This window comes from Paraburkholderia sp. TE9906 (genome assembly GCF_056279605.1).
The window spans coordinates 193,953-218,824 of sequence record NZ_JBWCCT010000009.1; the positions used below are offsets into that span (position 1 = coordinate 193,953).

The following is a 24,872-nucleotide window of genomic DNA, read 5'->3' on the forward strand; positions in this document are numbered from 1 at the left end:
GGGATTCTTTCGCGGTCGCATCCACCAGAGTACGATGCCGACCACGATGCTCGCGGCAATAATCCTCCTGACGTCCCGGATCGAGTAACTGGCGAGGAAGTTAAGCCGTGCAACGTTCCCACTCCACCTCGCAGCGATGCGTCTGTAAAAGTCCCTCAATGGAACGGATCCGCGTCACGCGTTGACGACTTTGAACACCGATACCGCGGCCTGTAGCTGTCCCGTCTGATCCGCCAACGAATTGGTCGCCGCCGTCGCCTGCTCCACCAGTGCTGCGTTTTGCTGCGTGACCTCGTCCATCTGATCGATCGCCAGGCGCACCTGTTCAATGCCCGCGCTCTGTTCGCTGGAAGCAGCCGATATTTCGGTGATCACAGCTGTCACCCGGCGGATTGCGTCAACGACTTCAGCCATGGAATGGGCCGCACGGTCTGCCGTGCTCGAGCCGCTCAAAGCCGTGCCCGCAGACGCGTCGATGATGGTGCGCGTCTCTTTGGCAGCGGCTGCGCAGCGCTGTGCAAGCATACGTACTTCACTTGCCACAACCGCGAAACCGCGTCCTTGTTCACCTGCGCGGGCCGCTTCCACCGCCGCATTCAAAGCCAGAATGTTGGTCTGGAATGCAATGCTTTCGATCGTGCCGACTATGTCGACAACATGCTTCGATTGCTCGCCTATTGTATGCATGCTCGCGACGAGGTCGGCCACAAAGTCACTACTGCGGTCCGTGAGTTCGGATGCATTTTGCGCCAGCAAGCTTGCCTCATGCGCATGTCCCGCATTCTGTTTCACCGTGGCTGTCAGTTGTTCCATGCTGGACGCGGTTTCCTCCAGCGAGGCTGCTTGTTCCTCGGTACGCGCCGATAGGTTGTTATTGCCGATTGCCAGCTCACGCGAAGCGACATCGATTGCGTTCGCGCTCTGCCGCACCAGTCCCACCGCCGTTGAGAGGCTCTGCTGCATTCGATTCATACCCGCGAGCAGACTACCGTCGTGAATAAGCGAACCGCCCACGCGAACCGACAGGTCGCCCGCGGCGATTTGCTCGACAATTCCTGCCGCATAAGCCGGTTCACCTCCAAGGCTACGCTTGATGTTGCGGATAATCACCAGCATCACTGTGGAAACAACCCCACCAATGCACGCGAGTATCAAAAGATAACCGACCAGGTTTGCCTCGAACGCAGCGTCGATATCCGACAGAAACACCCCCGATCCAACGTACCAGCCCCACGGCTGATAAACGCCTGCATAGCTTACTTTTGGAACCCGTTCGCCCGTATTGGGCGCCACGCCGAAATAGTCGACGTAACCGCCGCCAGCGGCCGCGGCCTTGGCTAACTCGAGGTAATACTTCTTGCCGTTAGGATCAGCGCGCTCGCCAACGTTTTGACCAATTAGCGACTTGACCGATGCATTACCGATTGCCAACACGACCGGGCGGGAATCAAACACGAATAGATAGCCATCCTTTCCAAATCTGATCGATCCCAGTTCCGCGAGTGCTGCGCTTTGCGCCTGTTCACGTGACATGGTGTGATCGGTGACCTTCGCTCCGTAGGCCTTCACAACACTGAGCGCGCTTTCAACGACATTTCGAACACCGGTCTGGCGCTCTTCCATCATCGACCGCCGGCTTTGCAGCGCTGCCCAGCCGCCAAGCACGAACAGCCCAATCCACATGATGATCAATGCAGTCCACAGTTTTCCACCAATTCCCAGCCGCCCCATCGCCTATTCCCCCGTAAGTTTTTCCCGCTCGTGTACTAACGGCCATCTAAAGGAAAAACTTAATCTCTATTCTTGCCCGTCATTGCCTTGAACCGAAAGAACTAGACGTGCTGCGTCGGCTATGTGGATGTGACGGGCGAACGCGTGCAGCGACACCTAACGTGCCGCATTCCTGTTGTTGCCTTAACCACGCGCTTGCATCTCGCAACGGGGCGCTGTTCGTCGATAAACGCGCCCCGTCGGAATAAATCCCGCCTTATTGGTCGACAATGAACCCGTCGAAATGCGGCCGCATGGAGACAGGTTTGGACAGCGGTGGCCGAATGCGCTGAGCGTCGGGCAACAGCGCCATGCCGAGACCCGGACCCGTGGGAATATCGACAAAACCATCCTTTGGCAACGGCACCTTGTCGACAATGTTCGTTCCCAAATGCTCTGGACGCGATTCGAAGATCCCCGCTTCGAACCCGGTCGCGTATTCCTGAATTGCAAAGTTCGGAATGGCTGCATCGAGTTGAAGGCAGGCGGCCAGGCCAATTGGCGACAACGGATTATGCGGTACCACCTGGACATGATGCGCTTCAGCCATTGCGGCCACTTTGCGTGCGCCGGTGATGCCGCCGCACAGACACAGATCCACGCGCGCGTATTCCATGCCACCACGAGCCATCAACGCCTGAAATTCGTAAATAGTTGAGAAGCGCTCACCCGTTGCGATTGGAATGTGGATCTTTTCGGCCACGCGCGCCATTGCGTCCGGGCCTTCCGGGCGAATTGGATCTTCGATGAACATCGGATGCGTGTCTTCAATGCCGCGTGCAAACACGATCGCCTCGGCCGGCGTCAACCGCCGATGCAACTCGATCAGAAGATCCACACGATCGCCTACCACTTCGCGCATGCGGTGCACGTTATCGATAGCGTCGCGCATCTTCTTGATATGTGTCTTGAAATATACCTGGTCGTTGCCTTCGTCCAGGAACGGGTTCAGGTGACCGAATGCAGTGAAACCCGCTTCCATTTTCGCCTTGCACTCCACGAGTATCTTCTCGATACTGCTCTCGTAGATGTGCCCGTAGATACGCGCTTTTGTACGGACCGGCCCACCCAGCAACTCGTAGATCGGCGCGTTCAGCGCGCGGCCCTTAATGTCCCACAAGGCGATGTCAATGGCCGAAATGGCCGCGTTGATCGCAAGCCCCTGGAAGTAGCTAAAGCGATGCATCACGTTCCAGTGATGCTCAATTTCAAACGCGTTTTTGCCGACAAGGTATTCGCCGAAACGCCGAATTGCCGCGCCGGATGCTTCAATATGGCCCCAGGCGCCGGCCTCACCGTATCCTGTGATGCCTTCGTCTGTGTCCACACGGACAAACATGAACTGACCGACGTGCAGCGGTTCCACCCTGGTGATTTTCATTGATACTCCTGACTGATAAAGCAAATGGTTCTAATGCGTGGCCTGAATGCTTCTCGCGCGAGGCAATACATCTTCAGCGCCGACGGGATCGTCATCGAGAGGCCGGCCGCGCGTCTCGGGTCCCATGAAGACCGAGAACGCCGTGATCACGCCGAGTCCGACTACATACCAGGCTACGTATCGTGGCGACCCATGCCCGGCCGCGAGCAGTGCGACTGCGATCATCGGCGCAATGCCGCCCGAGATAGGCGAGGTCACTTCGCGTGCGAGCGAAAAGCCGGTGTAGCGCACTCGCGACGGGAACATTTCGGCGAACCACGGACTTTGAGCCGAGGTCATCATTGTCTTCGCGATGGACGAGACGAGGAACAATCCCGCGTAGATCCAGACCAGCTCGCCGGTCTGGAGCATGCTGAAGAACGGAAAAATGGATAGGCCCGAGATCAGCGCGCCGCCCATGTAAACAGGTTTGCGGCCGACCCTGTCCGACACCCAGCCGAACAACGGTACGGTGACGAACTGCAGCGCCGTACTGACCATGAGCGCGGTCACGATCACGTCACGCGCCATGTGCAGCTGCTGCGTGAAGTAGACGATCACGAACGACTCGTAAATGTAGGCGAGCGAGTTGTCGCCCAGACGCGCGCCCCAAGCGCACAGCATGGGCCTCAGCGATGTTTTGAAGACTTCGGTGACGGGCGCTTTGATGGTCGTGTTTTTCTTCTGCATCTGCAGGAACACGGGCGTCTCTTTGAGCGAGCTGCGCAGTATGAGGCCTAAGGCCACCACCACGGCGCTCAGCAGGAATGGAATGCGCCATCCCCACGCTTCGAATGCGTCCTTGGAAATACTCGAGGAAAGGTGAAACGTCGCAAGCGACATGAGCAGCCCGAGCGCGACACCGATATACGGCATCGACCCATATAACCCGCGGCGCCTGGGCGGCGCATTTTCTATCACCATGAGCACGGCGCCCGCATATTCGGCGCCGGAGCCCAACCCCTGCAGCGCCCGCAGCACGCAGAGCAACAGCGGCGCCCATGCGCCGATCATGGCGTAGGTGGGCAACAATCCCATTAGCGTGGTGGAGCCGCCCATAAGGAGCAGCGTCATTACCAGCACCTTCTTGCGTCCAAGGCGATCCCCCATCCGCCCGAAAAGCAAGCTGCCCGCGGGCCGGACGAAAAAGCCGATCGCAAAGCTCGCATAGGCTAGCAACGTGCCCGTGAGGTGATCGTAGGAGGGAAAGAAAAGTCTGTTGAAAAGCGTCGCTGCGGCGGTCGCGTAGAGATAGTAGTCGTACCACTCCATGGCGGTGCCGACTATAGCACTCAATATTGCGTTTCGGATGGCGCGGCTGACTTCGGACGTTTGATGGACTGCACTTTGCAAAGGTCACCTCTGTTCTAATTATTGGATGGGCCGCAAGCGCCTGCGCATCGGCTACCACCCCTTTGATAAGGACCACGAACTGGTCTTCTCTCGCAGTCGTCAACGCCGATGTTTTTGCTAAAACATCGCGCTATGAAACGCAGATCCAACTTCCGTTGCCAACCGTTCGCGCTCCCCATGCGCTTCATCGACCAGCATTGCAACGGCGGTGGCGTACAGGCGGCAGTCGCACTGCTCCACTGTCGTGCCGACGATCGCGCTGAAGATGGCGTTGCGAACAGCACCCCGCACCTCTGGCACCTGACTTTCCAGGAGTCATCTCTTTCTAATTGATTGCGCCGCATGAGACGCCATAAGGCGACGACGCGGAGCGCGCTGTTTCTCCCCCAGGGCCGCGGCCGATGCTCCGCGGACTTCGGCGCCAGAATCTCCATTTTCGCGCCGAGGGCCGGCCGTCCTGCCGTCGTCGAGTAACCAGACTCAAGCTTAGGAAACGTTTCCGGGAAACGTTTCCTAAGATATGTGATGTAAACTGTGATGTCAAGATCAACGAGGAAACAATGAGCAAGGACACGTCGGGCACTACGCGTGGACGATCTGGTATCAAGGCAGTGGCCGAGCTTGCCGGCGTCGGCATTGCCTCGGTATCACGCGTACTATCGGGACAGCGCGGATCGAGCCCACAGTTGACTAAGCGCGTGCTCGATGCTGCGCGGCAGCTCGGTTATGCACCCAACGCGCTCGCGCAGGGTTTGCGCCGTCGCACTACACGCTCAATCGGCTTCGTCGGATCGGACATTACCAATCCGTTGATTGCCTCGATCGTGAGCGGTGCGGAAAGTGTGCTGAGTCTGGCGGGTTTTTCGGTTCTCTTGACCAATTCAGGCGGCATTCCGAGCGTGGACGCGGAGCGCATCGAAGTGCTGTTGCAGCGCCAGGTCGATGGATTGATCGTCCTGCCTGCCCTCGAAGATGATCCCGGCACGCTCGCCGCGCTGCGCAATACCCAGACGCCGATAGTGCTCATCGATCGAACCTTACCCGCAGACATTCGCGCGCAGTACGTGCTGTCGGACCATTACCGTGGCGTCGGAGATGCCAGCCGATATCTATTGGCAGCGGGACATCGGCGTATAGGACTTGTTGTGGGCCGGGACGTGCGGCCCACAAGGGAACGGGTCCGTGCGGTAGAAGACGCCTACGATGGGTCGGGTATCGCGCGTGACCTGCTGGTTCACCGCGGAACACTGTCGCCGGAACATGGGGAGGAGGCATTGGAGGAGATGCTTTCTGGCGCCGTCCCTCCTAGCGCAGTCATTCTCGGGGGCAATCAGTTGCTCGAGGGGGCGCTGCGCGTGGTGCATCGTCGCGGTTTGCAGCTTGGGAAGGACCTGTCCCTTGTGTGCTGCGACGACGTTCCGCTTGGCCGCTTCCATCAGCCTCCTATCGCGACCGTCATGCGAGATTCGGCACTGCTCGGCAAGCGCGCGGCGGAATTGTTGCTCGCGCAATCAGAAACGCCGGGCACGAACGAGCCTGTCTATCTTCCAACGTGGTTTGAACCGCGCGCGAGTTGCGGTCCGCGAGCAACGGATACTTCGGACACCCGTCGAAAACGTACGGCCCGCAAGGTTAGCGTCACGCAGGGCTGACGTCACTTTTTCGACGCTATATCGGCATGCAAAGGACCGCTATGTGGCGATGAACGGCCATCCGGAGCGACATGACGACCGTCCCTTGCTGGCCGATTGCACTCACCAGACGACGCCGCATAGCCTTGTGGAAAACCAGCGGCCGAACTCGCGACGAGCGCAATCGGTGACAAAAACATGCACGGCGTCGGTGCGCACGAAAATGGCGCATCAAAAGCGCCGCTATGTCGGTCGTTTTTCCTCAAGTATCCGTTTCAGGCTGCCGTTAATTCCGATTAGTTCTTCGACGCAGCGAGGAGCCATGCGCTCCCCATCCCGCACGCAACTGGGATCCACAAGATGTCCATAGAGCAGGCAAAAGCTTCTCAATCGTCCGAAGGCGCGATCATCGCCGGATTGACCCGCGAAGTGCGCAAGATATCCCGGGATAAGATCGCCGATATCGACCTGATCAATCGCGAGGCGACCTATCTGGCAATCAACGCGTTGATCGAAGCCGCTCGTGCTGGAGAAGCAGGCCGAGGCTTTGCGGTCGTCGCAAACCAGGTCAAGAACGTGTCCGGCCGGATCGGGCAGCTCACCGGCGAGCTCGGTAAGGAATTAGCCAGCATCAGCGAACGCATGGTGACGGAGCTTGAGCGACAACAGGGCCAGCGTCTGACCGACCTTGCGTTGAACATGATAGACGTGGTTGACCGCAACCTTTACGAACGGTCATGCGATGTACGTTGGTGGGCAACCGATGCAGCGGTTGTCGATTGCATGACGGCTCGATCGGCGTCGGCTGCCGCGCATGCGGCAAAGCGGCTGTCGGTCATCCTGGATAGCTATACGGTATATCTCGACATCTGGGTGCTGGATACCGAGGGTTGCGTCGTGGCGAATGGAAGACCTTCGCTGTTTCCGGTCGCCGACAAAGTGAACGCTGCCCAACATGGCTGGTTCACCGCGGCGCTCGCTACGCGCTCCGGCGATGAGTACGCCACCTCCAACGTCGACATAGCCGCGGAATTGAACGGCGCGCAGGTTGCCACCTATGCGACGGCGATCCGCCAGGACGGTGCGAGTAACGGAAAGGTCGTCGGCGTTCTGGCCGTGTTCTTCGATTGGGCCAAGCAGGCGTCGACTGTCGTAAATGGCGTCCGGTTGACCCGTGGAGAACGGGATCGCACGCGCTGCATGATCGTTGACGCAAGTGGTCGAGTGATCGCTTCTTCCGCGACCGCGGAGCGCGACGGTACGCGCTTCGATCTGCCGCCGAACACGGTTGATATCGGAACTTACCGTACGGCGAAAGGATCGCTTGTCGGCTATGCGCTGACACCCGGCTATGAAACGTATCGCGGCATGGGTTGGTTCGGCATAATCGAGCAACAGCCGGATCAAACACCGTAACGGTGTAACTGGCGTGGACACACGCGGGTCAGGGTCTGCACCGGTGGCCCAAGTCCCGTTCGGAAAGAGGCTTTCTTGCAGGACGCGCAATTCGCGTCGGAAATACCATGGATTACTTTGCGGCGGTAAGGGCCTTCGTTTGCGCAGCTGAACTGCAAAGCTTCAGTAAGACGGCTCGTGAAATGGCGGTCAAGACCTCGACCGTCTCGCGCTACGTGAGCGAGTTGGAAAAGGATCTGGGCATTGCCCTGTTTAACCGGTCGACGCGGGGGCTCGTCCTGACGGAGGGCGGCAGGCTATTTCGTGAACACGCCGTGGTTGCCCTGCAGGCGCTCGATGACGCGCGCCAGGTTACGTCATCACTGAATCGCACACCGCAAGGCGTGCTCCGCGTCACGATGCCGTCGGCATTCGGGCGCCGGCATATCGTGCCGCATCTGCCGGCGTTCATGACGCGCTATCCGGCTATCGGCCTCGATATCGTGTCGACCGACGAAACGCTCAACATGATCGACGCCGCGATTGACGTGGCGATCCGTATCGGCGTGCTGCCCGATTCGTCACTGATGGCCAGACGCATTGCATCACATCGCCGTATCGTCTGCGGCAGCCCGGCGTATTTCGAGCGAAGCGGGATGCCACGTGTGCCTGAAGATCTGGCCGCGCACGATGCGCTGCGCTTGTCCCTGCAGCCAGACGACAAATGGTCTTTCATCCACACCGCAAATAATCACGCGCCGTCGGAGCATGTGGTGGTGGAATTGCAAGGGCGCTTGCGCGCAGACGACTCTGAAGCCGTACTGGAACTCGCTGTGGCCGGCTGCGGGCTCGCTCTTCTGCCGACATGGCTCGCAGCCACGGCCCTGCGCGAAGGCCGCCTGCAGCAGGCGCTGCCTGAATGGGAGGCGCGCACGGGGCGAGCCGAACCAGCGGTCTGGGCGGTCTACCCCCCGAAGAAAATCGTATCGTCGAAAGTGCGCGCATTCGTGGACTTCTACGCCGAGGCGATTGGCGAGCCGCCGTACTGGGATGACGGACTCGCGCTGGCGCTACAGCCTTAACGGGCGAAGCGGATATCGAGCGTGCGCAACCAGGTCTGCAAGCCGGCATCCTGGATCGGAATCACATAGGCATTCTCGTTTGTTTCATTGAAATGCGCATGCCAGTATCCCGGCGGCGTAACGAATGCCATCCCGGCTTCCCAATCGACGCGCGTTGGATGCGCGATATTGCCGCTCTCGTCCAGTTCCGTGCCGACCAGCGTATAGACACCCGGCCTGCCCCCGGCGATGAAGTCGAGTGCGATCGACTGGTGGCGGTGCGGCTTCTGCATTGAGTTGGGCGGCACAATGCCGAACATGGCCCACAAGACATGCGTGACCGTTCGCGTTTGGGGGAAATTGGCGTTGCCCATCAGCACGCTGATGCGGTTGCGGCGACCCGCATTGGCTTCTTCCGAGACCTTGCGCAATTCCGCCTGAGCCTGGGCGGCCGGATAGAGCGTCGGTGCAAAGCGCGCCTTTACGCCGGTCGTGCCGAGGTACGCGAGCAGTGGCGCGTCGTTGACGTAGTAGAGCGTGGCCGCCGTGTCCGCGGACAGCACGGCAGCCTCGCCCCCTGGCAGAGTGAAGAAATCGCCCTGCGCAAACGGGAAGCGGGTCTCGCCCTGAGTCACGCTGCCGGTTCCGCTGATGACGTAGCTAACCTGCGAGGTTGCGTTCGGGGCGAGCGTCAGCGCATCCCCTGCGTTGATGCGCAGGAAATTGGCGCACAGGCCGGGACCGGTCGCGGGACCGGCGCAACCCAACTCCGCGGAAAGGTCGAGGGGTACGATGCGGGTTGCACCGGTTGCGTAGAGCGAGGGCGGGAAACTGCGGAACGGCACGCGCGAGATGAGCTTCGCGCCGATCGGATTGGCTGACGACGTATATTCGAAGTATTGCGCGTCGAGGGTGGCGGCAGCGGGTTCGGCGAGAGGCGCCGGGGACGTCCTGGTCAACATAGACTGCTCCTTAAGATTCGGAAAGCTTGGTGCGGGCCCCAAAGGTTGCGGTTAGCGCCCGAAAGCTGAACCGACTATAGGCGCGGGTCGCTGGCCTCAGAAGTGCCGGACGTCGAAATCAGCTTTGCGCAAAAGGGGGTACCGTGCGTCCATTTCGGGAGCCAAAGCTGCCACCCGAAACAGGCTCATGCGGCACCACACGCCCAGCAAAAATACCGCCGATTACCTCGGCTGCTTCCTGATGTCGGCTGATCCGCTGCACCACGCCGTGATCGATCGGGCGATCGACAAGGCAGTCGGCACGCTCGTGCTGATGCGGATCGACCGCGCGAACGCCAACGCACTGACTGAGCTACGAGGCGTTGACGACAAAATAACTTTCCTTTAACGTCGCATCCGTTGAACGTAGCGCTCCTCGCATTCATCGAGGATCTCGGGTTGGCGTGCCCGTCCAGCAAAAGGTGATCGCGATGCGCGACAACCCTGTTGGGCCGGCGAAGCTTGCTTCGGCCCAGACAAGCGACGGTACAGCACAACTGACCATCATCAAGAACGCTCGCGTGCTGACGATGGATCCTGCATGCCCTGAACGGGCATGTGCGGACATCGTTATCGAGAGGGGAACCATCCGCGCTATCGGACCCGATGCGTCCCGAGGCGTCAGTGGTCAGCACATCGTCATCGATGGAGCCGGTCACCTGGTGATGCCGGGTTTGATCAATGCCCACTTCCATTCGCCGACCAATTTTCTCAAGGGCGCACTGGACAGCCTGCCCCTCGAACTCTTCATGCTTTACGAGGTGCCGAGCACCCCTGATGCCGCAGTGTCCGCCCGCACCGCGTACGTACGCACGCAGCTCGGCGCCGCGGAAATGCTCAAGCTGGGCGTGACAGCCATCCAGGATGACGCGTTCTTCCTGCCCTCCCCGAGTCACGCTGAGATCGATGCGGTGATGGGTGCGTATCGGGATATCGGCATCCGGGCGACGGTTGCTCTCGACCAGCCCAATCTCCCCGAAATCGCCAAACTCCCGTTCCTCGCCGAAATCGTTCCGGCCGAACTTAGAGCGCGGCTCGAAGCGCCCGCGGCGATGGAGGCGGACGAACTGCTGCGCCACTACGACTATCTGATCGACAACTGGCATCAGGTCGACGACGGACGGCTGCGAGCCGCGGTCTCGTGCTCGGCCCCGCAACGCGTCAGCGTCGACTATCTTCGCGCCCTAAACGAATTGAGCCGCCAACATGATCTGCCGTTTTACATCCATATGCTGGAGACCCGTCTGCAGCGCGTCTTCGGCGAAGTGTGCCTGAACGGCCGCTCGCTTATCCAGTATGTCGACGACCTGGCGCTTCTGTCGGACCGCATGAATGTCATCCATGCCGTATGGATCGACGACACCGATATCGGTTTGCTGGCCGAGGCTCGAGCGCAGGTGATCCACAACCCGATCAGCAACCTTCGGCTGGGCAGCGGCGTCATGCCGTTCAGACGGCTTGCGCAAGCTGGCGTTTCGATTGCGCTGGGCTCGGACGAAATCATCGCCGACGACTCCGCCAACATGTGGTCGGTCATGAAGACCGCCGCGCTCATCCATACGATCGGGGATCCAGATCCCGACCGCTGGCCGGTCGCCGGCGAAATCCTCAAGTGCATGTTCGAAGGCGGCGCCACGGCGATGCGGCAAGCCGATAGGCTCGGGCGCATCGCGCCGGGTTTCCAGGCCGACTTGATCATGCTCGATCTGGATACGCTGCCGTTCACCCCTCTCAACGATCTCGCCCGGCAACTCGTATACGCAGATGCAAGCCGGGCTGTCGTGATGACGATGGTCGCCGGGCGCGTGGTTATGCGAGACGGAAAGCTTCTGACCATCGACGAGCGGGCTCTGCGGCAGGAGGCCAACACGATCATGGCTGCAGCCTTCGAGCAACGTGAAGCCCTGATGCGGGATGCGGCCGAGTGGTTGCCGCACTACCGCGCCATGTACCAGAAGATGCTCGATATCGATGTCCGTATGAACCGTTGGGTTGGCGACGCGAATCCAACGCGCAACTGATTTTCGCTCCTCTTCTTCTGACTCTGTTAATTAAATAGGGGTACATAGCATGCCGTATCATTTCAAACGCAAGATCGCCGCTCGTGCCGCCCTGTTTGCGTTGGGCTTCGTAGCGGCCACACAGGCTGCCCACGCGGAAGACAAGACAATCCGCGTGATATGCAATAACTGGTCCGGGTTCGCGCCGGTCTTCGTGGCGAGCGACCTTGGCTACTTCAAACAGCTGGGGCTGAAGGTCTCCGTCAAGTTCGACGACGAACAGGCGGACGCGCTGGCAGGGATTGCCCATGGCGATATCGAAGTGGACATGCGCACGGTCGACGACTATCAACGCCGCCCGCGCAGCCCCTCGACGCCCGGTGTCATGATCGGCACCATTGACGAGTCCAACGGCGGGGACGGCGTGGTAGCGGACGGTTCCATCAAGAAGGTCAGCGACCTGAAAGGAAAGGTTGTGGCAATGGAAACGGATATTCCCGCCTACCTGCTCCTTCAACTTGAACTGAGCAAGGCCGGGCTCAGTTATAAGGACATGACGATCAAGCAGACTGCGGGATCTGACGCGCTCTCTGTGTTCTCAGACCGCAGCGTTGCGGCGATCGGAACGTTCCAGCCGTTCATGAACAAGGCGATTACGCTCGACGCGAAACGTGGCGCGCATATTCTGGTTTCATCGGCGACCTACCCGGGTACGATTGTGGACGCAATCATCGTCAACCAGTCAAAACTCCAGGCCGACCCGCTCGCCTACAAGAACTTCATGATCGGCGTGTACAAGGCGATTGCCTATTACAACGCCAAGCCGGCTGAGTTTATCCATCTTGCCGCCCCTCACTTCAATCAGAGCGACAAGGACTTCAAGGCAAGCATCGATGGAAGCCTTTCCTACACATCGATCGATACCGCGAAGCATTATTTTGGTGCCCCCGACTCGCCAGGCCCCATTTACAAGACCTTCGACACGCTGATGAAGCTGAATCTGGCGAACGGTGCGTCGGACCACACGCTGTCGGCAGCCGGCTCGTTCGACCGTTCGGTGTTGCAGTCCATCTCCGCTGCCGACCTCAAGTGAACAAGCCGCTTCCGAACGCCTTCGCTTTTCGCGGAAGCATCAGCCGCCGAGCCAACATTCTGATTGGCCTCGGCGCCAGTTTCGCGGTCTTGCTGGTGTGGCAGGTGTCGTCATGGGACGGATGGGTCGATCCGACCTTCCTCCCCTCGCCTATGGAGATCGCGCAAAGCCTTTGGTCCATGACCCTCGAAGGGCAGATCGTCGGCAATGCACTGGTCTCGATCGGACGCATTCTCGCTGCGTTCGCGCTATCGGCTGCGATGGCGATTCCCATTGGCCTGTTGATGAGCAGCTATCGTCCAGTGAACGCCGCGCTCGAACCGATGGTGGATTTCATCCGGTACTTGCCGACGCCGGCGCTGGTGCCGATCTCTATCATCTGGTTCGGTGTCGGAGAGGAAACGAAGATCTTCCTGCTATGGCTCGGAACGTTCTTTCAGCTCGTCTTGCTGGTGGTCGACGATGCCAACCGCGTTCCCAACGAGTACATCGAGATCGCACGTACGCTCGGCGCCCGCCCGTTCCAGATTCTTGTCGATATCGCCTGGCGATCGATGCTGCCCAACCTGGTGGACAACCTGCGCATTACGCTCGGCTGGTGCTGGACCTACCTGATCATTGCTGAAATCGTGGCCTCGGACAGCGGCCTGGGCTTCGTCATCTGGAACGCACGCCGTTACATGCAGACAGACCGGGTCATGGCGGGCGTGTTTGTGATCGGCATGATCGGACTTGTCAGTGATCAGCTCATTCGTGCATTTCATCGGCGCCTGTTCCGCTATCTCAAGAGCACTGATTGATGAACATTCGAACCACCGAGTACCTTGTTTTCGACGGGGTTACCAAGCGCTTTGGCGGATTGCCAGTCGTGGAAACGCCCTTCGACCTGACAATCCCGCGCGGCCAGTTCGTCGTATTTCTCGGACCCTCCGGTTGCGGCAAGACGACGCTGATGCGAATGTCGGGTGGCCTCGACACGCCGAGTACAGGCGAAATCCGGCTTGAGGGCGAGCCGGTCGGCAAACCCGACCAGCGACGCGGCATGGTGTTTCAATCGTACTCGTCGTTTCCCTGGCTAACCGTCAGCCAGAACGTGGCCTTTGGCATGCGCTACAGAGTCGACCTTGGCAAGGACGAAAAGCGCCGTCGCACCGACCACTATCTTCGCCTTGTCGGTCTTCATGAGTTCGCCGCCACTTACCCGAACCGGATCTCTGGAGGCATGCGCCAGCGCGTCGCGATCGCCCGGACGCTCGCTGCGGGTTCCGAAGTGCTTCTGATGGATGAGCCATTTGGCGCTCTTGACGCGCAGCGGCGCGAGCAGCTGCAGGTGGAGTTGCGCCGCATTCAGAGTGAGGAGTCGCGTACCGTCATCTTTGTCACTCACGATGTCGAAGAAGCCGTCTTCCTTGCTGACAGGATCATCGTGTTTTCACGAAGACCCGCACGGGTGATCGAGGACATCGACGTGACCTCCCAGTTGGGAAAAACTCGTTCCCTGGCCCTGAGAGACAGTGAGATGTTCTTTCGCATGAAGACGAAGATCATTCAGACAGTCCGCGAAACGACAGGGGTTGAATACTGACTGCGCCTGCGCGCATCCGGAAGCGTCGCGTCGTCGTGGGCCCGAACTGCGAGCGTGTGGCACTGGGAGAGAATCAGGTCGACCCGGAGGGCGAATCTACTCAAGGTAGGCTACGCCAAGGCCGTGTTAGCGCACCCCACTTATACGGGCGTATAAGCGAAGCGAGGGGGCGAGCGCTCACGATTGACCGCCCCTCTCAGTAGATATCAGGACGGCGATCCCGCAATACGTGATTGAACGCATTCAATTGCCGGTGCCGGCGCGCGTCGGCCAGATTCACCGACGCCAGTAGAATCTCTTCGTCCGAGGGACTGGCAGGACCCGCCACCGGCCAACCTTGCGAGTCGACAATCAGGCTGCGTCCAAGAAACGGCTGCTCGCGTTCAACGCCGACCCGGTCCGCCGCGGCCACGAACAGTCCGTTCGAATGCGCGCCGCCCATTGCCAGCAGATTCGCCATAGCGGGCAGTTCGGCCGGCTGCGCAGGCATCGGTACCCAGTTGGTCGGCACGCACAGGATATCGGCGCCCCTGGCCGCCGCCATCCGGAAAACTTCAGGGAACCAGATGTCATAACAGATCGCGCAAGCCAGCCGGCCAAACGGCGTATGAAAGACAGGCATGCCGAGGTTACCCGGTTCGAAAAAGAGTTGCTCGTCACCCCATAAATGCATTTTCCGATAGCCGCCCAGCACGCCTCCCGGACCGATCACAGCCGCCGAGTTATAGAGCGAATCGCCGTCGCGTTCGGCATACCCGGCCACCAGCGTGAGGTCCAGACGCGCGGCAAGCGCGCTCCATTGCCCAATCGTGTCGCCGTCCGCCAAGGCTTCGGACAGCGCGAACGCCTCTTCACGCGACTCGAATACATAACCTGAATTGCATAGCTCCGGCAGCACGATCAGGTTCGCGCCGCGCGCATGCGCCTGCTCGATCAATTCGATCGAGCGCGCCACGTTACGCACCTTGGCCCCTACTTCGGGGCACATCTGCACGCACGCCACCGTCACCCTGCTCTCGTTACCTGGCGTCATGGCTGCACACTCCTCGCAATCGGCGAGCGCACCGCGTCCCAGCGGTGCACGCTTTCATAGGCCGCGGCGACGCGCAGGATCGTAGCTTCGTCGAACGGTCTGCCGGCGATCTGCAGGCCGATCGGCAAGCCGCGCGAATCGAAGCCGCATGGCAGGGATAGCGCCGGCAAACCGGTCAGGTTGAATGGATAGGTAAGACGCCATGAAGCCGCAAGCGGGCTTTCTTCCCTACCCCCAGTCACCACGGTTGCCTGTCCGCGCTGCCATGCGGTAACCGGCGACGCGGGCGTCACGACCACGTCGACGCGCTCGAATACCGCCTTGAAATCGTCGATCAGGCACGCGCGCAACTGTTCGGCCTTCAGATAGTCCGCCGCCGACACCATACGGCCGATCTCGACGAGCGTACGCACGTCGTCGGCCATCGCGGCGGTCGCGCCGCGCTGCAGGCCGCGATCGTGATAGGCGCTCGACGACGCGAGTTCGATTGCGAAGATCGCACCCAACCCGTATTGCAGATTGGGCACCTCGAAATCGATGACCTGCGCACCGAGCGCGGCGAGCACCGCAATGGCGCGCTCGACTTGTGCCTCGACTTCCTCCTCGTTGGCGCCGAAGAAGTGATTGCGGCACACGCCGATGCGCATGCCCGCGATGCCGCCGTCCAGCGACGCGGTGTAATCCGGCACCGGTACGTCGACGCTGCCGGGGTCGCGCGTATCGTGTCCGGCGAGCACGTTGAGCAGCAGTGCCGCGTCGCGCACCGACAGCGTCAACGGCCCCGCATGATCGAGCGACCAACTATGCGGCACGATTCCCGCGCGGCTGACGCGACCGAACGTCGGTTTCAGACCCACGACGCCGCACAGACTCGCCGGAATGCGAATCGAGCCGCCGGTGTCCGAGCCGAGCGCGCCGTAGGCCATGCGCGCGGCCAGCGCCGCGCCCGAGCCGCCGCTCGACCCGCCGGGAATGCGCGACGGGTCCCACGGATTGCGAGTGGGCGGCGTCTGCGTACCCCACGCGAACTCGTGCGTGCGGGTCTTGCCGATCACTACCGCGCCGGCCGCCCGCAGGCGCGCAACGGCGGCTGCGTCTTCGTTCGCGAACGTATAGCCCGGCGCACGGCTGCCTGCGGTGGTCGGCATGCCGGCCGTCAGGTAGTTGTCCTTGACCGCTATCGGCACGCCATGCAGCGGACCGCGCCGCACACCGCGCTTCAGTTCTTCCGTGCATTGCCCGGCTTCGGCGCGCGCGGCCGGATTGAGACATTCATAAGCCAGCACTTGCGGATCGAGCGCGGCGATGCGCGTGAGCAGCGCGTCCATGATGTCGGCCGGCGTGACGTCGCCCGATGCAATACGCGCGGCGATGGCGGTGAGATCGTCGTTCATGCTTCGCCCGTGGTGGAAGGTCCCGCATAAGCGCGCGCCGGATCGAACACGACCACCGGGTGCACTTCCGACAGATCGAGTTCTCGCAACTTGCTAATCTCCGCGAGGATCGGCGCGTAGGTCGCGAGGTTGTGCGCCACGCGCTGCTCAGCGAACTCGACGCCGAGCCACCGGCCGAGCACCCGCATGTCGGCAACCCGCATGTCGGCATCCAACGGCCCTGTTGCGCCCGGCCTCGATTGCGGCGAGGTCAACAACAACTCGGTCACGGCGGCTGGCGGCGTACGACCGGGATCGCCGCGTGTGGGCATCCCTTCGACCAACGGAACGAACTGCCGCTGCGCCACTTCGAACACGCGCCGCAATTCGGCAACCGGCTCGTGATGCTCGTCGACCCGCAAATCGAGGTGGGCATACGCCTCGTTGCGCACCACCTTGAGCGCCGCCGATTGACGGCCGCGCTTGTCTCCGCCAGCGGCTTGTCCCGCTTCGAGCGCGCGCATCAGGCGCTCCTCCAGCGCGAGCTCATCGCTCGCCTCATACGCGGTGAGCATCGCATCGAGCGTCCCGGCGCCGACCAGCATGTTGCCCTGAATCGTACAGGACGTGCCGCTGCGCTGCCCCGCCCAGCCCGTACATTGCGAACCGGTCCAGCACGCGCTTTGACCGTTGCGGTCGACCAGGCCGAGCTGCCGCAGATCCGCGGCGGCATCGCCATCCAGTACCCGCGCGAGCGCATGCTCGGCGCTCACGCCCTGATCGAGCAAATCGAGCGCATCGAGCGCGAGATACGGATTGACCCAGGATTGCGTCGACACCGCGCCCACGCCGGTGCGCAGATACATGCACATCGCGCCGACCGCCGGCACCGCCGTGCTGACCGCCACGCCCAACGCGCCGGTCCGCGCACAGCGCGCGACGATGGAAAACGTCATGGCAAATTCTCCCCTTGGCGTTACAACGACAGGAAACGCGAAACCGTCGCTTGCGCCGACTTGTCCGCCGTGTCCCCGGCCGCCGGAATCTCACCCAGTTCGAGCACCGCATAGCGATTCGCGACGGCAAACGCAAAATGCACGTGCTGCTCGACCAGCAGCATCGTCGTGCCGGCGGTGTCCCGCTCCCGGCTGAGAATGCCGACCAGCCGTTCGATCACCGATGGCTGCATGCCCTCGGTGATTTCGTCGACCAGAATCAGCTCCGGCTGGCGAATCAACGCCCGCGCGACCAGCAACATCTTCTGCTCGCCGCCCGACAGCGTGCCGGCTTTCTGTTTGAGGCGATCCTTCAGAAACGGAAAAAGATCCTCGATACGCTCGAAAAGCGGCTTGAAATCACGATCGCGCATGAGGGCAAGCTTCAGGTTATCTTCGACGGACAAGTCCTGAAACAAGGCCTTTTCCTGCGGGATGTACGCGACGTCGCGCCGCGCGATCCGGTTCGGCGGCACGCCCGTGGTCCGCTCGCCGAACAGCGCGATGTCGCCGCTCTTCGGGCGAATGAAACCCATCAGCGTTTTCAGCAATGTCGATTTGCCCATGCCGTTCTTGCCGAGAATCGCCACCACTTCGCCGCGCCCGAGCGTGAGGTTCAGGCCCTTGAGCACCATTGCCTCGCCGTACCCGCTGTGCAGCGCGTCGACCTGAACAATCGTCGATGCATTCATGCGTCCGCCTCCGGCTGACTGGCGGCGGCATGCGCACCGCCCGCATACACCGCACGCACGATTTCGGAGTGCACGACTTCCTCGACACCGCCGTCCATCACAATGCGCCCCTGGTGCAGCACGACGATGCGCGAACTGATCTGCTGGACGAAATCGAGGTCATGCTCCACCAGCAGCAGACACATCCGGTAGCGCGACGACAGCTCGATGAAAATCTCGCCGATCTGCGTGCGCTCCTGTTTCGTCAAGCCCGCGGTGGGTTCGTCCAGCAGCACCGTGCGCGGCTCGAGCGCGAGCACCATCGCCAGTTCGAGCGCCTGCTTCTGGCCGTGCGACAGGTAGCGGCACTCGCGATCGAGAATCCGGTCGAGCCCGGTCAGCCGCAGCACGTCGAGGGCCGGCTGCGGCAGCGCGAGCACCGGGTCGCGCTGCCATTTCGACGGCGGCGCCACCCGATAGCGCGCCACGCGCAACGCCTCACCGACGCTTAGCGATTCGAACACCGTCGCGGTCTGAAATTTGCGGCCGACGCCAAGCGCCACACAGTCGTACGGGGCGAGCGTGCGGATCTCCTTGCCGCCGATCTCGACCGTGCCGCCCGAGCGTTCCGCGCCGTCCGCAATGCAGCGCATCAGCGTGCTCTTGCCCGCGCCGTTCGGTCCGATCAGACTGAGCAGCTCTCCGGCACGCGCGTCGAAGCTGATGTCGTCAAGCACCTTGAGGCTGCCGAAATGCCTGCGCACCTGCTTGATCGATAGCGCCACACGGCTGTCGTCCCCCATGCCCTCAGCGCGCGGCGGCGCTGCAACCAGCGTCACCGGTGCTGGCGCCGCTCGGCGGCGGCGCGGCAACGCCTGGCGCGCTGCGCCGGCTACGAGCGGCGCGAGCCCGCGCGGCATCGCCACGATCACGACCACGAACGCCACACCCACCAGCAGCGTCCAGACATAAGGCAGATTGCCGCTGAGATAGGCACTGCCGACGTCGATCAGCATGGCGCCGACAATGGGCCCGAACAGCGATCCACGCCCGCCGAGCGCGACCCAGATGACCAGCTCGGTGCCGAACACAAAGCCGGCGTATTCCGGCGCCACCACCATCTGCACGCACGCAAACAGAAAGCCCGCGAACGCGGCGATGACCGCGCACGTGTCCATCAGCCGCGCCTTGTAGCGCGACACATCGATGCCGAGATACTCGCACCGCGCTTCGTTTTCGCGGATGGCGACCAGGAGTTGCCCCGCATCGCTGCGCACGAACATCCACGCCACCACGGCCAGCAAAACCAGCAAGGCGCCCGCGATGAAGAACCAGGCTTCGAGCGGAATATCGAAGCTATCGAAGCCGGACAGGCCGCTACTCGATCCGGTAAACTCGCCGCCCGAATAGATGCACTGAACCAGCACGATCGGCAATACGAGCGTGACAACCGAGGCATAGAGCGGCGATGCGCCGTGGTAAAACGCCAGCCAGCCAATCGCGCGCGACACGATCCATGCTGCGGCGACGCCCGCGGCGAGGGCCGCCGCCGCAAGCGGAAACGAAAAGCCCGCATGCGTGAAAATCAGACCGGCCGCGTAAGCGCCGATGCCGAAGAACGCCGACTGCCCAAATGTGAGGATGCCGGTATACCCCCACAACAGATCGACGGTCAACGCGACTGCCGCATACAGAAACGCGCGAATCAGGTTGTTGACGAGGAAGGTCGGCAACGTGACGCTGCATATGGCCAGAACGACGAGCGCAACGACGCCGAGCACTGCCGGCCCCTTCCATGGCGACGCCGCCGCGGTGCGAAACGACAGGGTGGAAGCGGGATCAGCCACGTGCGAAGCCCTCCGGTCTAACGCGTAACAACAAAGCTGCCAATACCGCGATGGTCAGACCGCCGAGCACGGGATTGACGAAGGTGCTGACCAGCACCTGCGCGCCGCCGAGCACCACGCTCGCCACCGCAAGACTGACCAGCGAAGAACCGGACACCAGCACCAGCATGAACGCGCCGACGATCCACGGCACGCCCATATTCGGATCGACGCTCGCAAGCGGCGTAATCAGACAGCCGGCGGCCGACGCCAGCGCCGCGCCGGTGCAGAAGGTCATGAAGCGCACCCGCGAACTGCTGATGCCGAGCCCGCGTGCGAGGGCTTCGTTCATGATCACCGCGCGGGTCTGCAAGCCGAGCCGGGTGCCGTTGAGCAGCCAGCCGAGCGCGAGCGCAACCAGCACGGCCACGCCGACCAGAATCAGCCGGTAGGCCGAGTACTGAGTACCGGCGAGCGAGATCGCGCCGTCCACCGGACTGGCCACCATCTGCACGCCGCGGCCGAACGCCAGCGTGATAAGCTGGCCGACGATGATGCCCAGCCCCCAGGTCGCCAGAATCGCGTCGAGCGGGCGCGCGTACAGCGGACGAACGATGAACCGCTCGACGGCCATCCCCGCCACGAAGCCGATCAGGAGCGCGCAGGGCACGCCCCACCACCAGTTCAGACCGGCGTGCTCGACGAGCACGCTCGCATAGCCGCCCGTCGTCAGAAACGCGCCATGCGAGAAGTTGATGATCTTCATCACGCCGAAGACCATCAACAACCCCGCCGAAACGATGAACAGGATGGCCGCCGTGGTGACGACATCAAGCCCGAGATTCAACATGGCCGGGACTCCCTAGCACGGCTTAATTCAAGGCCGGACACTGCGCCCCCGGATCGACGTTGCGGAAAGATTCGATCACCTTCACCGAACCGTCCGACTGCACCTGACCCAGATACATCGTGAGCGGCGTATGACGCTGCTTGTTCATCTGGATCCGGCCACGCGGGCCGTCGAACGAAACCTGGGCGAGCGCCGGAATCACCTTCGCCGTGTCGACCGAACCGGCTTTGTCCACCGCGGCCTTGTACAGGTAGATCGCCTCGTACTCCGGCACCGACAGATCGTTCGGCGTCTTCAGATCCGCGCCGAAGCGTTTTTTCATCGCGGCAAGGAACGTCTGGTTCGCCGGCGTATCGATGTTGGTCACATACGAACCGGAGATGTAGATGCCCTGCGCGTCCGCGCCCATGCTTTTGGCGGTGCCCTCGTCGACGGCGAGATTACCGTACGGAACCTTCACACCCGCCGCACGCAGTTGCTTGGTGAGAGTGACGTTCGGCGCACCGCCCGCGGTCGAGGTGATGATCGCGTCGGGCCTGGCCGCCTGCAGCTTGCTGATGATCGATGTCCAGTCGGAACCGTCCATCGGCAGATACTCGTTGCCGACTACCTTGCCGCCGTGCTTCTCGATGTAGGTCTTCGTGAAGTCGAGCATGCCGCGACCGAACGCGTAGTCGCTGCCGATCAGAAAGAACGTCTTCGCCTTCTGCTGCTTCATGAAGTAATCGACGATCGGCGCGACCTGCTGGTCGGGCACCCATGCATCGACGTACATGTATCGGTTGCAGGAGCGGCCTTCATAAAACGACGTATAGATGAACGGCACCTTGCCGCGCGTCACGATCGGCAGGCCTGCGTTGCGCGCGGCACTCGTTTCCATCGAGATGAGCGCGTTGACCTTCTTTTCGAAGATCAGCGAATCGAACGCCTTTTGTGCGCCGGCCGCGCCGCTGCCGTCATCGGCCACTTCCAGGCTGACCTGGCGTCCCAGAATGCCGCCTTTCGCATTGATCTCGTCGACAGCCAGTTGCGCCGCCTGAACCACCGACGGAGCAACCACGCTATTCGCGCCGCTCAGACCCACGGGCACGCCGATCCTGATCGGATCGGCGCCCATCGCCGCGTGGCTCGCCATCGAAAGCGATACCAGCAGGGCGGCCGCCGCGCCGCCTGAGCGGCCAGCGGTCAGAAGGGAAGCAATTCTTTTCATTATCGTCAAGACTCCTTGGTTTCTTTCGAATCAACTCAAGTGACGCAGCTTCGCCGCACTTAGAGCTGCACCCCGCGCGTAAGCGCGCCATCCACTACAAGATTCGCCCCGCTCACGAAGCTCGCCGCCGGACTCGCGACGAACGCGACCGCGTTCGCGATCTCCTGCGGTCGCGCCATGCGTCCGCTGGGATTCAACGCGAGTGCTTCCGCGAACAGCTTCGGATCGTTGTGTTCGATGTGATCCCACACGCCGCCTTCGAAATAGACGTTGCCCGGCGACACGGCGTTCGCGCGAATGCCCTTCGGCGCGAGGTGGTACGCGAGGCCTTGCATGTAGTGGATCAGCGCCGCCTTGAAGGTCCCGTAAGGGCCGGCGGCAAAGTCGATTTCACGGCCGGACACGCTCGATATCGCGATAATCGAGGCGGCCTTGCTCGCTTCCAGAAACGGCAGCGCGGCGTCGACCAGGTTGACCGTGCCCATCAGGTCGGTTTCGAATTCCTTGCGCCATGATTCGAGGTCGTTGCCGATCGAAAGCGCGCTCACATTGGCGACCACGATGTCGATGCCGCCCAGTTGCGCGGCGGCGTCGCGCGTCCAGACCTGCAACGCCGGACCGTTCGAAACGTCGACCGAGGCGCCGCATACCTTGACCGCACCGCGCGTAATCTGCACGATGCCGGCCACCGTCTGTTCGACGGCGGCGCCGTCACGCGCGCAGAGCGCGATGTCCGCGCCTTCGGCTGCCAGCGTTTGCGCGATCGCGCGGCCGATACCCTTGGTGCCGCCGGTGACGAGTGCCTTCAAACCTTTGAGTTTCAGATCCATGGTGGTGTCTCCTCAGGAAGCCGGTGCGAGATATTTCTTGCTGATCGCCGCGCCGACCGAATATTTCGGATCGACGAAATTGCCCAGCCGCACCTTGCCGCACTGACTGAGCATCATGTAGGCATCCCAGCGGTCGAAGCCGTATTCCTTTTCCATCCACAGCACCAGTTCGTGGTACGCGATGCGCGTCGCGTCTTCAAGCGGGCGCGCGCTGCCAATCGCCATCAGCAGCTCATCGGTTTCGAGGCGAGGCCATTCGATGTGCCAGCCCTTGATCAGATCGACGTGGATCGTGGTTGTGCTGGAGAATTCGACAGCGGTGCCACACACTTCGCCGTCGCCCTGGCAGGCGTGAGCGTCGCCGATAAAGAGCCGCGCACCGGCAGACCGTACCGGCAAATAGGTGATGCTGCCCGGGCCCATGTCGGGCACGTCCATATTTCCGCCATGGTTGTCCGGGGTGAGCGAATTGATCGAGTCGATTTCCGGCGACAGGCTCAGCGTGCCGATATGCGGCTTGTACGGCAGCGTGACGCGCTTGCTCCAGTAGACGCCTTCTTCGTCCACGTCGATCTTGCGGGTGATCTCGGGCAGCGGCTCATTGAGCGTTGCGGTGTAGTCCGTGCCGGTCAGCGCGCCGAAGCGCGGAATCAGGCAGCAGGTGCCGCGCGGATTGTCGCCGCGCGGCAACATCGATTCGATGTACACCGCAACCACGTCCCCCTTCTCGGCGCCTTCGATCATGATCGGGCCGCTTTGCGGATTCAGGAACGGTACCCGCAATTTCTGACTCGGCAGATCCTGTTCCGTGAGGATCTTGCCGTCGAATGCATCGCGTGTCTGAACCACGACCCGGTCGCCCGGCGCGATATTCATCACCGGCGCCGAGTACGGTCCGACGGTGTAGTGGAATGTGCCCTGACGGGCTTCGCTGAGTTCATGCGTCTCGCGGACCTGGCCGCGTGCGACGCCGCGCGTGTGCATGATCGATTGTTCGAGCCATGTCATCATGGTGTTTCCGCTCATAGGTGGGTTGTCGAAGTGAATGTGTGCAACGCCGGCGCCGCATCACACTGAAATTAGCGCTCTGACGTTGTTGGTTTCCATCTGATCCCCAGAACCCGCCGACACGACTTGCCCGCGCACCAGCACGACATAGTCGTCGGCTACCGCCTGCGCGAAATCGAAAAACTGCTCTACCAGCAGGATCGACAGCGATCCTTTCAGCGAACGGATCACCGCTTCGATCTCCATCACGATCGACGGCTGGATGCCCTCTGTCGGTTCGTCGAGAATCAGCAGCTTTGGATTGGTCAGAAGCGCACGGCCGATCGCAAGCTGCTGTTGCTGTCCGCCCGACAGATTGCCCGCAATGCGCCGGCGCATCGTCTTCAGCACAGGAAAGGTATGAAAGACGTCGTCGAAGGAAAATTGCTTGCCGTTGGCGGTCTGATTGCGCTCACCCGTGTAGGCGCCGATGCGCAGGTTTTCCTCGACACTGAGTCGCGGAAAGATCTCGCGTCCTTGCGGTACGTAGCCAAGGCCCGCGAGCGCGCGTCGATGCGACGGCGTGCGCGTCAGCGGCTGGCCCGCCAGTTCGATTTCGCCACCTTTGACCGGCAGCAACCCGACGAGGCACTTCAGCAAGGTCGTCTTGCCCACACCGTTACGGCCGAGCACGACGGTGCAGGCGCCTTCGGCCACGTTCAGCGACACGTCGCGCAACGTGTGGCTGCTGCCGTAAAACTGATTGAGTGCGGAAATCTTCAGCATGT

General features: G+C 61.7%; 21 protein-coding genes and 1 pseudogene. 8 read left to right on the plus strand and 14 right to left on the minus strand.

From position 1 onward, the window contains the following. Positions 1 to 174: 174 nt before the first annotated feature. The 3 genes from ACZ9H4_RS24855 to ACZ9H4_RS24865 all read right to left on the minus strand — a co-directional run bounded on the left by ACZ9H4_RS24855 (position 175) and on the right by ACZ9H4_RS24865 (position 4,486). Positions 175 to 1,731 carry a methyl-accepting chemotaxis protein gene (locus tag ACZ9H4_RS24855; protein ID WP_408325459.1) on the minus strand — a complete coding sequence of 519 codons (1,557 nt, stop codon included), beginning with the start codon at positions 1,729 to 1,731 and terminating at the stop codon, positions 175 to 177. A 256-nt stretch (positions 1,732 to 1,987) separates the two neighbouring features. Further along, positions 1,988 to 3,151: a mandelate racemase/muconate lactonizing enzyme family protein gene (locus ACZ9H4_RS24860; protein WP_408325456.1), complete on the minus strand. Its 1,164-nt coding sequence runs from the start codon at positions 3,149 to 3,151 to the stop codon at positions 1,988 to 1,990. 30 nt (positions 3,152 to 3,181) lie between these two features. Next, positions 3,182 to 4,486: an MFS transporter gene (locus ACZ9H4_RS24865; RefSeq protein ID WP_408325453.1), complete on the minus strand. Its 1,305-nt coding sequence runs from the start codon at positions 4,484 to 4,486 to the stop codon at positions 3,182 to 3,184. A 617-nt stretch (positions 4,487 to 5,103) separates the two neighbouring features. Between ACZ9H4_RS24865 and ACZ9H4_RS24870 the strand changes: the two genes are divergently transcribed. The 3 genes from ACZ9H4_RS24870 to ACZ9H4_RS24880 all read left to right on the plus strand — a co-directional run bounded on the left by ACZ9H4_RS24870 (position 5,104) and on the right by ACZ9H4_RS24880 (position 8,651). Beyond that, positions 5,104 to 6,195, plus strand: coding sequence for a LacI family DNA-binding transcriptional regulator (locus ACZ9H4_RS24870; RefSeq protein WP_408325450.1), 1,092 nt, complete (start codon positions 5,104 to 5,106; stop codon positions 6,193 to 6,195). Positions 6,196 to 6,534: 339 nt separating this feature from the next. Then, positions 6,535 to 7,590 (plus strand): methyl-accepting chemotaxis protein, encoded by a 1,056-nt coding sequence (locus tag ACZ9H4_RS24875; protein ID WP_408149384.1) that lies wholly within the window; start codon positions 6,535 to 6,537, stop codon positions 7,588 to 7,590. Positions 7,591 to 7,697: 107 nt separating this feature from the next. Continuing rightward, a complete protein-coding gene (locus ACZ9H4_RS24880) occupies positions 7,698 to 8,651 on the plus strand; it encodes a LysR family transcriptional regulator (protein ID WP_408325447.1) in 954 nt (317 codons plus the stop codon). On the opposite strand, the gene ACZ9H4_RS24885 is transcribed toward ACZ9H4_RS24880, so the two are convergent. Then, entirely contained in the window at positions 8,648 to 9,592 is a 945-nt protein-coding gene (locus ACZ9H4_RS24885) for a cupin domain-containing protein (RefSeq protein WP_408325444.1), read from the minus strand. The genes ACZ9H4_RS24880 and ACZ9H4_RS24885 overlap by 4 nt on opposite strands. Before the next feature lie 241 nt (positions 9,593 to 9,833). On the opposite strand from ACZ9H4_RS24885, the pseudogene ACZ9H4_RS24890 reads away from it, so the two are divergent. The 5 genes and pseudogenes from ACZ9H4_RS24890 to ACZ9H4_RS24910 form a co-directional block, all read left to right on the plus strand. Further along, positions 9,834 to 9,926 (plus strand): annotated as a pseudogene (locus ACZ9H4_RS24890) (GNAT family N-acetyltransferase); the annotation flags it as partial. 109 nt (positions 9,927 to 10,035) lie between these two features. Continuing rightward, the gene (locus tag ACZ9H4_RS24895; protein WP_408325442.1) at positions 10,036 to 11,652 is read left to right on the plus strand and encodes an amidohydrolase family protein; all 1,617 of its coding nucleotides are present in this window, start codon (positions 10,036 to 10,038) and stop codon (positions 11,650 to 11,652) included. A gap of 49 nt (positions 11,653 to 11,701) precedes the next feature. Further along, entirely contained in the window at positions 11,702 to 12,724 is a 1,023-nt protein-coding gene (locus tag ACZ9H4_RS24900) for an ABC transporter substrate-binding protein (RefSeq protein WP_408325438.1), read from the plus strand. Further along, on the plus strand, positions 12,721 to 13,524 hold the full coding sequence (locus ACZ9H4_RS24905; RefSeq protein WP_408149393.1) for an ABC transporter permease: 804 nt from the start codon (positions 12,721 to 12,723) through the stop codon (positions 13,522 to 13,524). Before ACZ9H4_RS24900 ends, ACZ9H4_RS24905 begins: the two co-directional genes overlap by 4 nt. Continuing rightward, complete coding sequence (locus ACZ9H4_RS24910; protein ID WP_408325435.1) at positions 13,524 to 14,309, plus strand: ABC transporter ATP-binding protein; 786 nt, start codon at positions 13,524 to 13,526, stop codon at positions 14,307 to 14,309. The genes ACZ9H4_RS24905 and ACZ9H4_RS24910 overlap by 1 nt, the downstream gene beginning before the upstream one ends. A 196-nt stretch (positions 14,310 to 14,505) precedes the next feature. On the opposite strand, the gene ACZ9H4_RS24915 is transcribed toward ACZ9H4_RS24910, so the two are convergent. The 10 genes from ACZ9H4_RS24915 to urtE form a co-directional block, all read right to left on the minus strand. Next, positions 14,506 to 15,342, minus strand: coding sequence for a nitrilase family protein (locus tag ACZ9H4_RS24915; RefSeq protein WP_408149397.1), 837 nt, complete (start codon positions 15,340 to 15,342; stop codon positions 14,506 to 14,508). Beyond that, a complete protein-coding gene (locus tag ACZ9H4_RS24920) occupies positions 15,339 to 16,736 on the minus strand; it encodes an amidase (RefSeq protein ID WP_408149399.1) in 1,398 nt (465 codons plus the stop codon). The genes ACZ9H4_RS24915 and ACZ9H4_RS24920 overlap by 4 nt, the downstream gene beginning before the upstream one ends. Next, positions 16,733 to 17,671: a DUF1028 domain-containing protein gene (locus tag ACZ9H4_RS24925; protein WP_476121461.1), complete on the minus strand. Its 939-nt coding sequence runs from the start codon at positions 17,669 to 17,671 to the stop codon at positions 16,733 to 16,735. Before ACZ9H4_RS24925 ends, ACZ9H4_RS24920 begins: the two co-directional genes overlap by 4 nt. 20 nt (positions 17,672 to 17,691) lie before the next feature. Next, positions 17,692 to 18,402 carry a branched-chain amino acid ABC transporter ATP-binding protein gene (locus ACZ9H4_RS24930; RefSeq protein WP_476121462.1) on the minus strand — a complete coding sequence of 237 codons (711 nt, stop codon included), beginning with the start codon at positions 18,400 to 18,402 and terminating at the stop codon, positions 17,692 to 17,694. Continuing rightward, positions 18,399 to 20,228: a branched-chain amino acid ABC transporter ATP-binding protein/permease gene (locus ACZ9H4_RS24935; protein ID WP_408149404.1), complete on the minus strand. Its 1,830-nt coding sequence runs from the start codon at positions 20,226 to 20,228 to the stop codon at positions 18,399 to 18,401. Before ACZ9H4_RS24935 ends, ACZ9H4_RS24930 begins: the two co-directional genes overlap by 4 nt. Next, positions 20,221 to 21,054, minus strand: coding sequence for a branched-chain amino acid ABC transporter permease (locus tag ACZ9H4_RS24940; RefSeq protein ID WP_408149464.1), 834 nt, complete (start codon positions 21,052 to 21,054; stop codon positions 20,221 to 20,223). Before ACZ9H4_RS24940 ends, ACZ9H4_RS24935 begins: the two co-directional genes overlap by 8 nt. 25 nt (positions 21,055 to 21,079) lie before the next feature. Continuing rightward, a complete protein-coding gene (locus ACZ9H4_RS24945; RefSeq protein ID WP_408149466.1) occupies positions 21,080 to 22,192 on the minus strand; it encodes a substrate-binding protein in 1,113 nt (370 codons plus the stop codon). 134 nt (positions 22,193 to 22,326) lie between these two features. Beyond that, positions 22,327 to 23,097, minus strand: coding sequence for an SDR family NAD(P)-dependent oxidoreductase (locus ACZ9H4_RS24950; protein ID WP_408149406.1), 771 nt, complete (start codon positions 23,095 to 23,097; stop codon positions 22,327 to 22,329). Positions 23,098 to 23,109: 12 nt separating this feature from the next. Continuing rightward, entirely contained in the window at positions 23,110 to 24,105 is a 996-nt protein-coding gene (locus ACZ9H4_RS24955; RefSeq protein WP_408149468.1) for an acetamidase/formamidase family protein, read from the minus strand. A gap of 60 nt (positions 24,106 to 24,165) precedes the next feature. Next, positions 24,166 to 24,870 carry an urea ABC transporter ATP-binding subunit UrtE gene (gene urtE, locus ACZ9H4_RS24960; RefSeq protein ID WP_408149407.1) on the minus strand — a complete coding sequence of 235 codons (705 nt, stop codon included), beginning with the start codon at positions 24,868 to 24,870 and terminating at the stop codon, positions 24,166 to 24,168. Between the last annotated feature and the right edge of the window lie 2 nt (positions 24,871 to 24,872).

Coding starts and splice junctions, on each gene's coding strand:
- ACZ9H4_RS24855 (WP_408325459.1), bottom strand. CDS start 1,731: ATGGGGCGGCTGGGAATTGGTGGAAAACTGTGGACTGCATTGATCATC.
- ACZ9H4_RS24860 (WP_408325456.1), bottom strand. CDS start 3,151: ATGAAAATCACCAGGGTGGAACCGCTGCACGTCGGTCAGTTCATGTTT.
- ACZ9H4_RS24870 (WP_408325450.1), top strand. CDS start 5,104: ATGAGCAAGGACACGTCGGGCACTACGCGTGGACGATCTGGTATCAAG.
- ACZ9H4_RS24875 (WP_408149384.1), top strand. CDS start 6,535: ATGTCCATAGAGCAGGCAAAAGCTTCTCAATCGTCCGAAGGCGCGATC.
- ACZ9H4_RS24880 (WP_408325447.1), top strand. CDS start 7,698: ATGGATTACTTTGCGGCGGTAAGGGCCTTCGTTTGCGCAGCTGAACTG.
- ACZ9H4_RS24885 (WP_408325444.1), bottom strand. CDS start 9,592: ATGTTGACCAGGACGTCCCCGGCGCCTCTCGCCGAACCCGCTGCCGCC.
- ACZ9H4_RS24900 (WP_408325438.1), top strand. CDS start 11,702: ATGCCGTATCATTTCAAACGCAAGATCGCCGCTCGTGCCGCCCTGTTT.
- ACZ9H4_RS24910 (WP_408325435.1), top strand. CDS start 13,524: ATGAACATTCGAACCACCGAGTACCTTGTTTTCGACGGGGTTACCAAG.
- ACZ9H4_RS24915 (WP_408149397.1), bottom strand. CDS start 15,342: ATGACGCCAGGTAACGAGAGCAGGGTGACGGTGGCGTGCGTGCAGATG.
- ACZ9H4_RS24920 (WP_408149399.1), bottom strand. CDS start 16,736: ATGAACGACGATCTCACCGCCATCGCCGCGCGTATTGCATCGGGCGAC.
- ACZ9H4_RS24925 (WP_476121461.1), bottom strand. CDS start 17,671: ATGACGTTTTCCATCGTCGCGCGCTGTGCGCGGACCGGCGCGTTGGGC.
- ACZ9H4_RS24930 (WP_476121462.1), bottom strand. CDS start 18,402: ATGAATGCATCGACGATTGTTCAGGTCGACGCGCTGCACAGCGGGTAC.
- ACZ9H4_RS24945 (WP_408149466.1), bottom strand. CDS start 22,192: ATGGCGAGCCACGCGGCGATGGGCGCCGATCCGATCAGGATCGGCGTG.
- ACZ9H4_RS24950 (WP_408149406.1), bottom strand. CDS start 23,097: ATGGATCTGAAACTCAAAGGTTTGAAGGCACTCGTCACCGGCGGCACC.
- ACZ9H4_RS24955 (WP_408149468.1), bottom strand. CDS start 24,105: ATGACATGGCTCGAACAATCGATCATGCACACGCGCGGCGTCGCACGC.
- urtE (WP_408149407.1), bottom strand. CDS start 24,870: ATGCTGAAGATTTCCGCACTCAATCAGTTTTACGGCAGCAGCCACACG.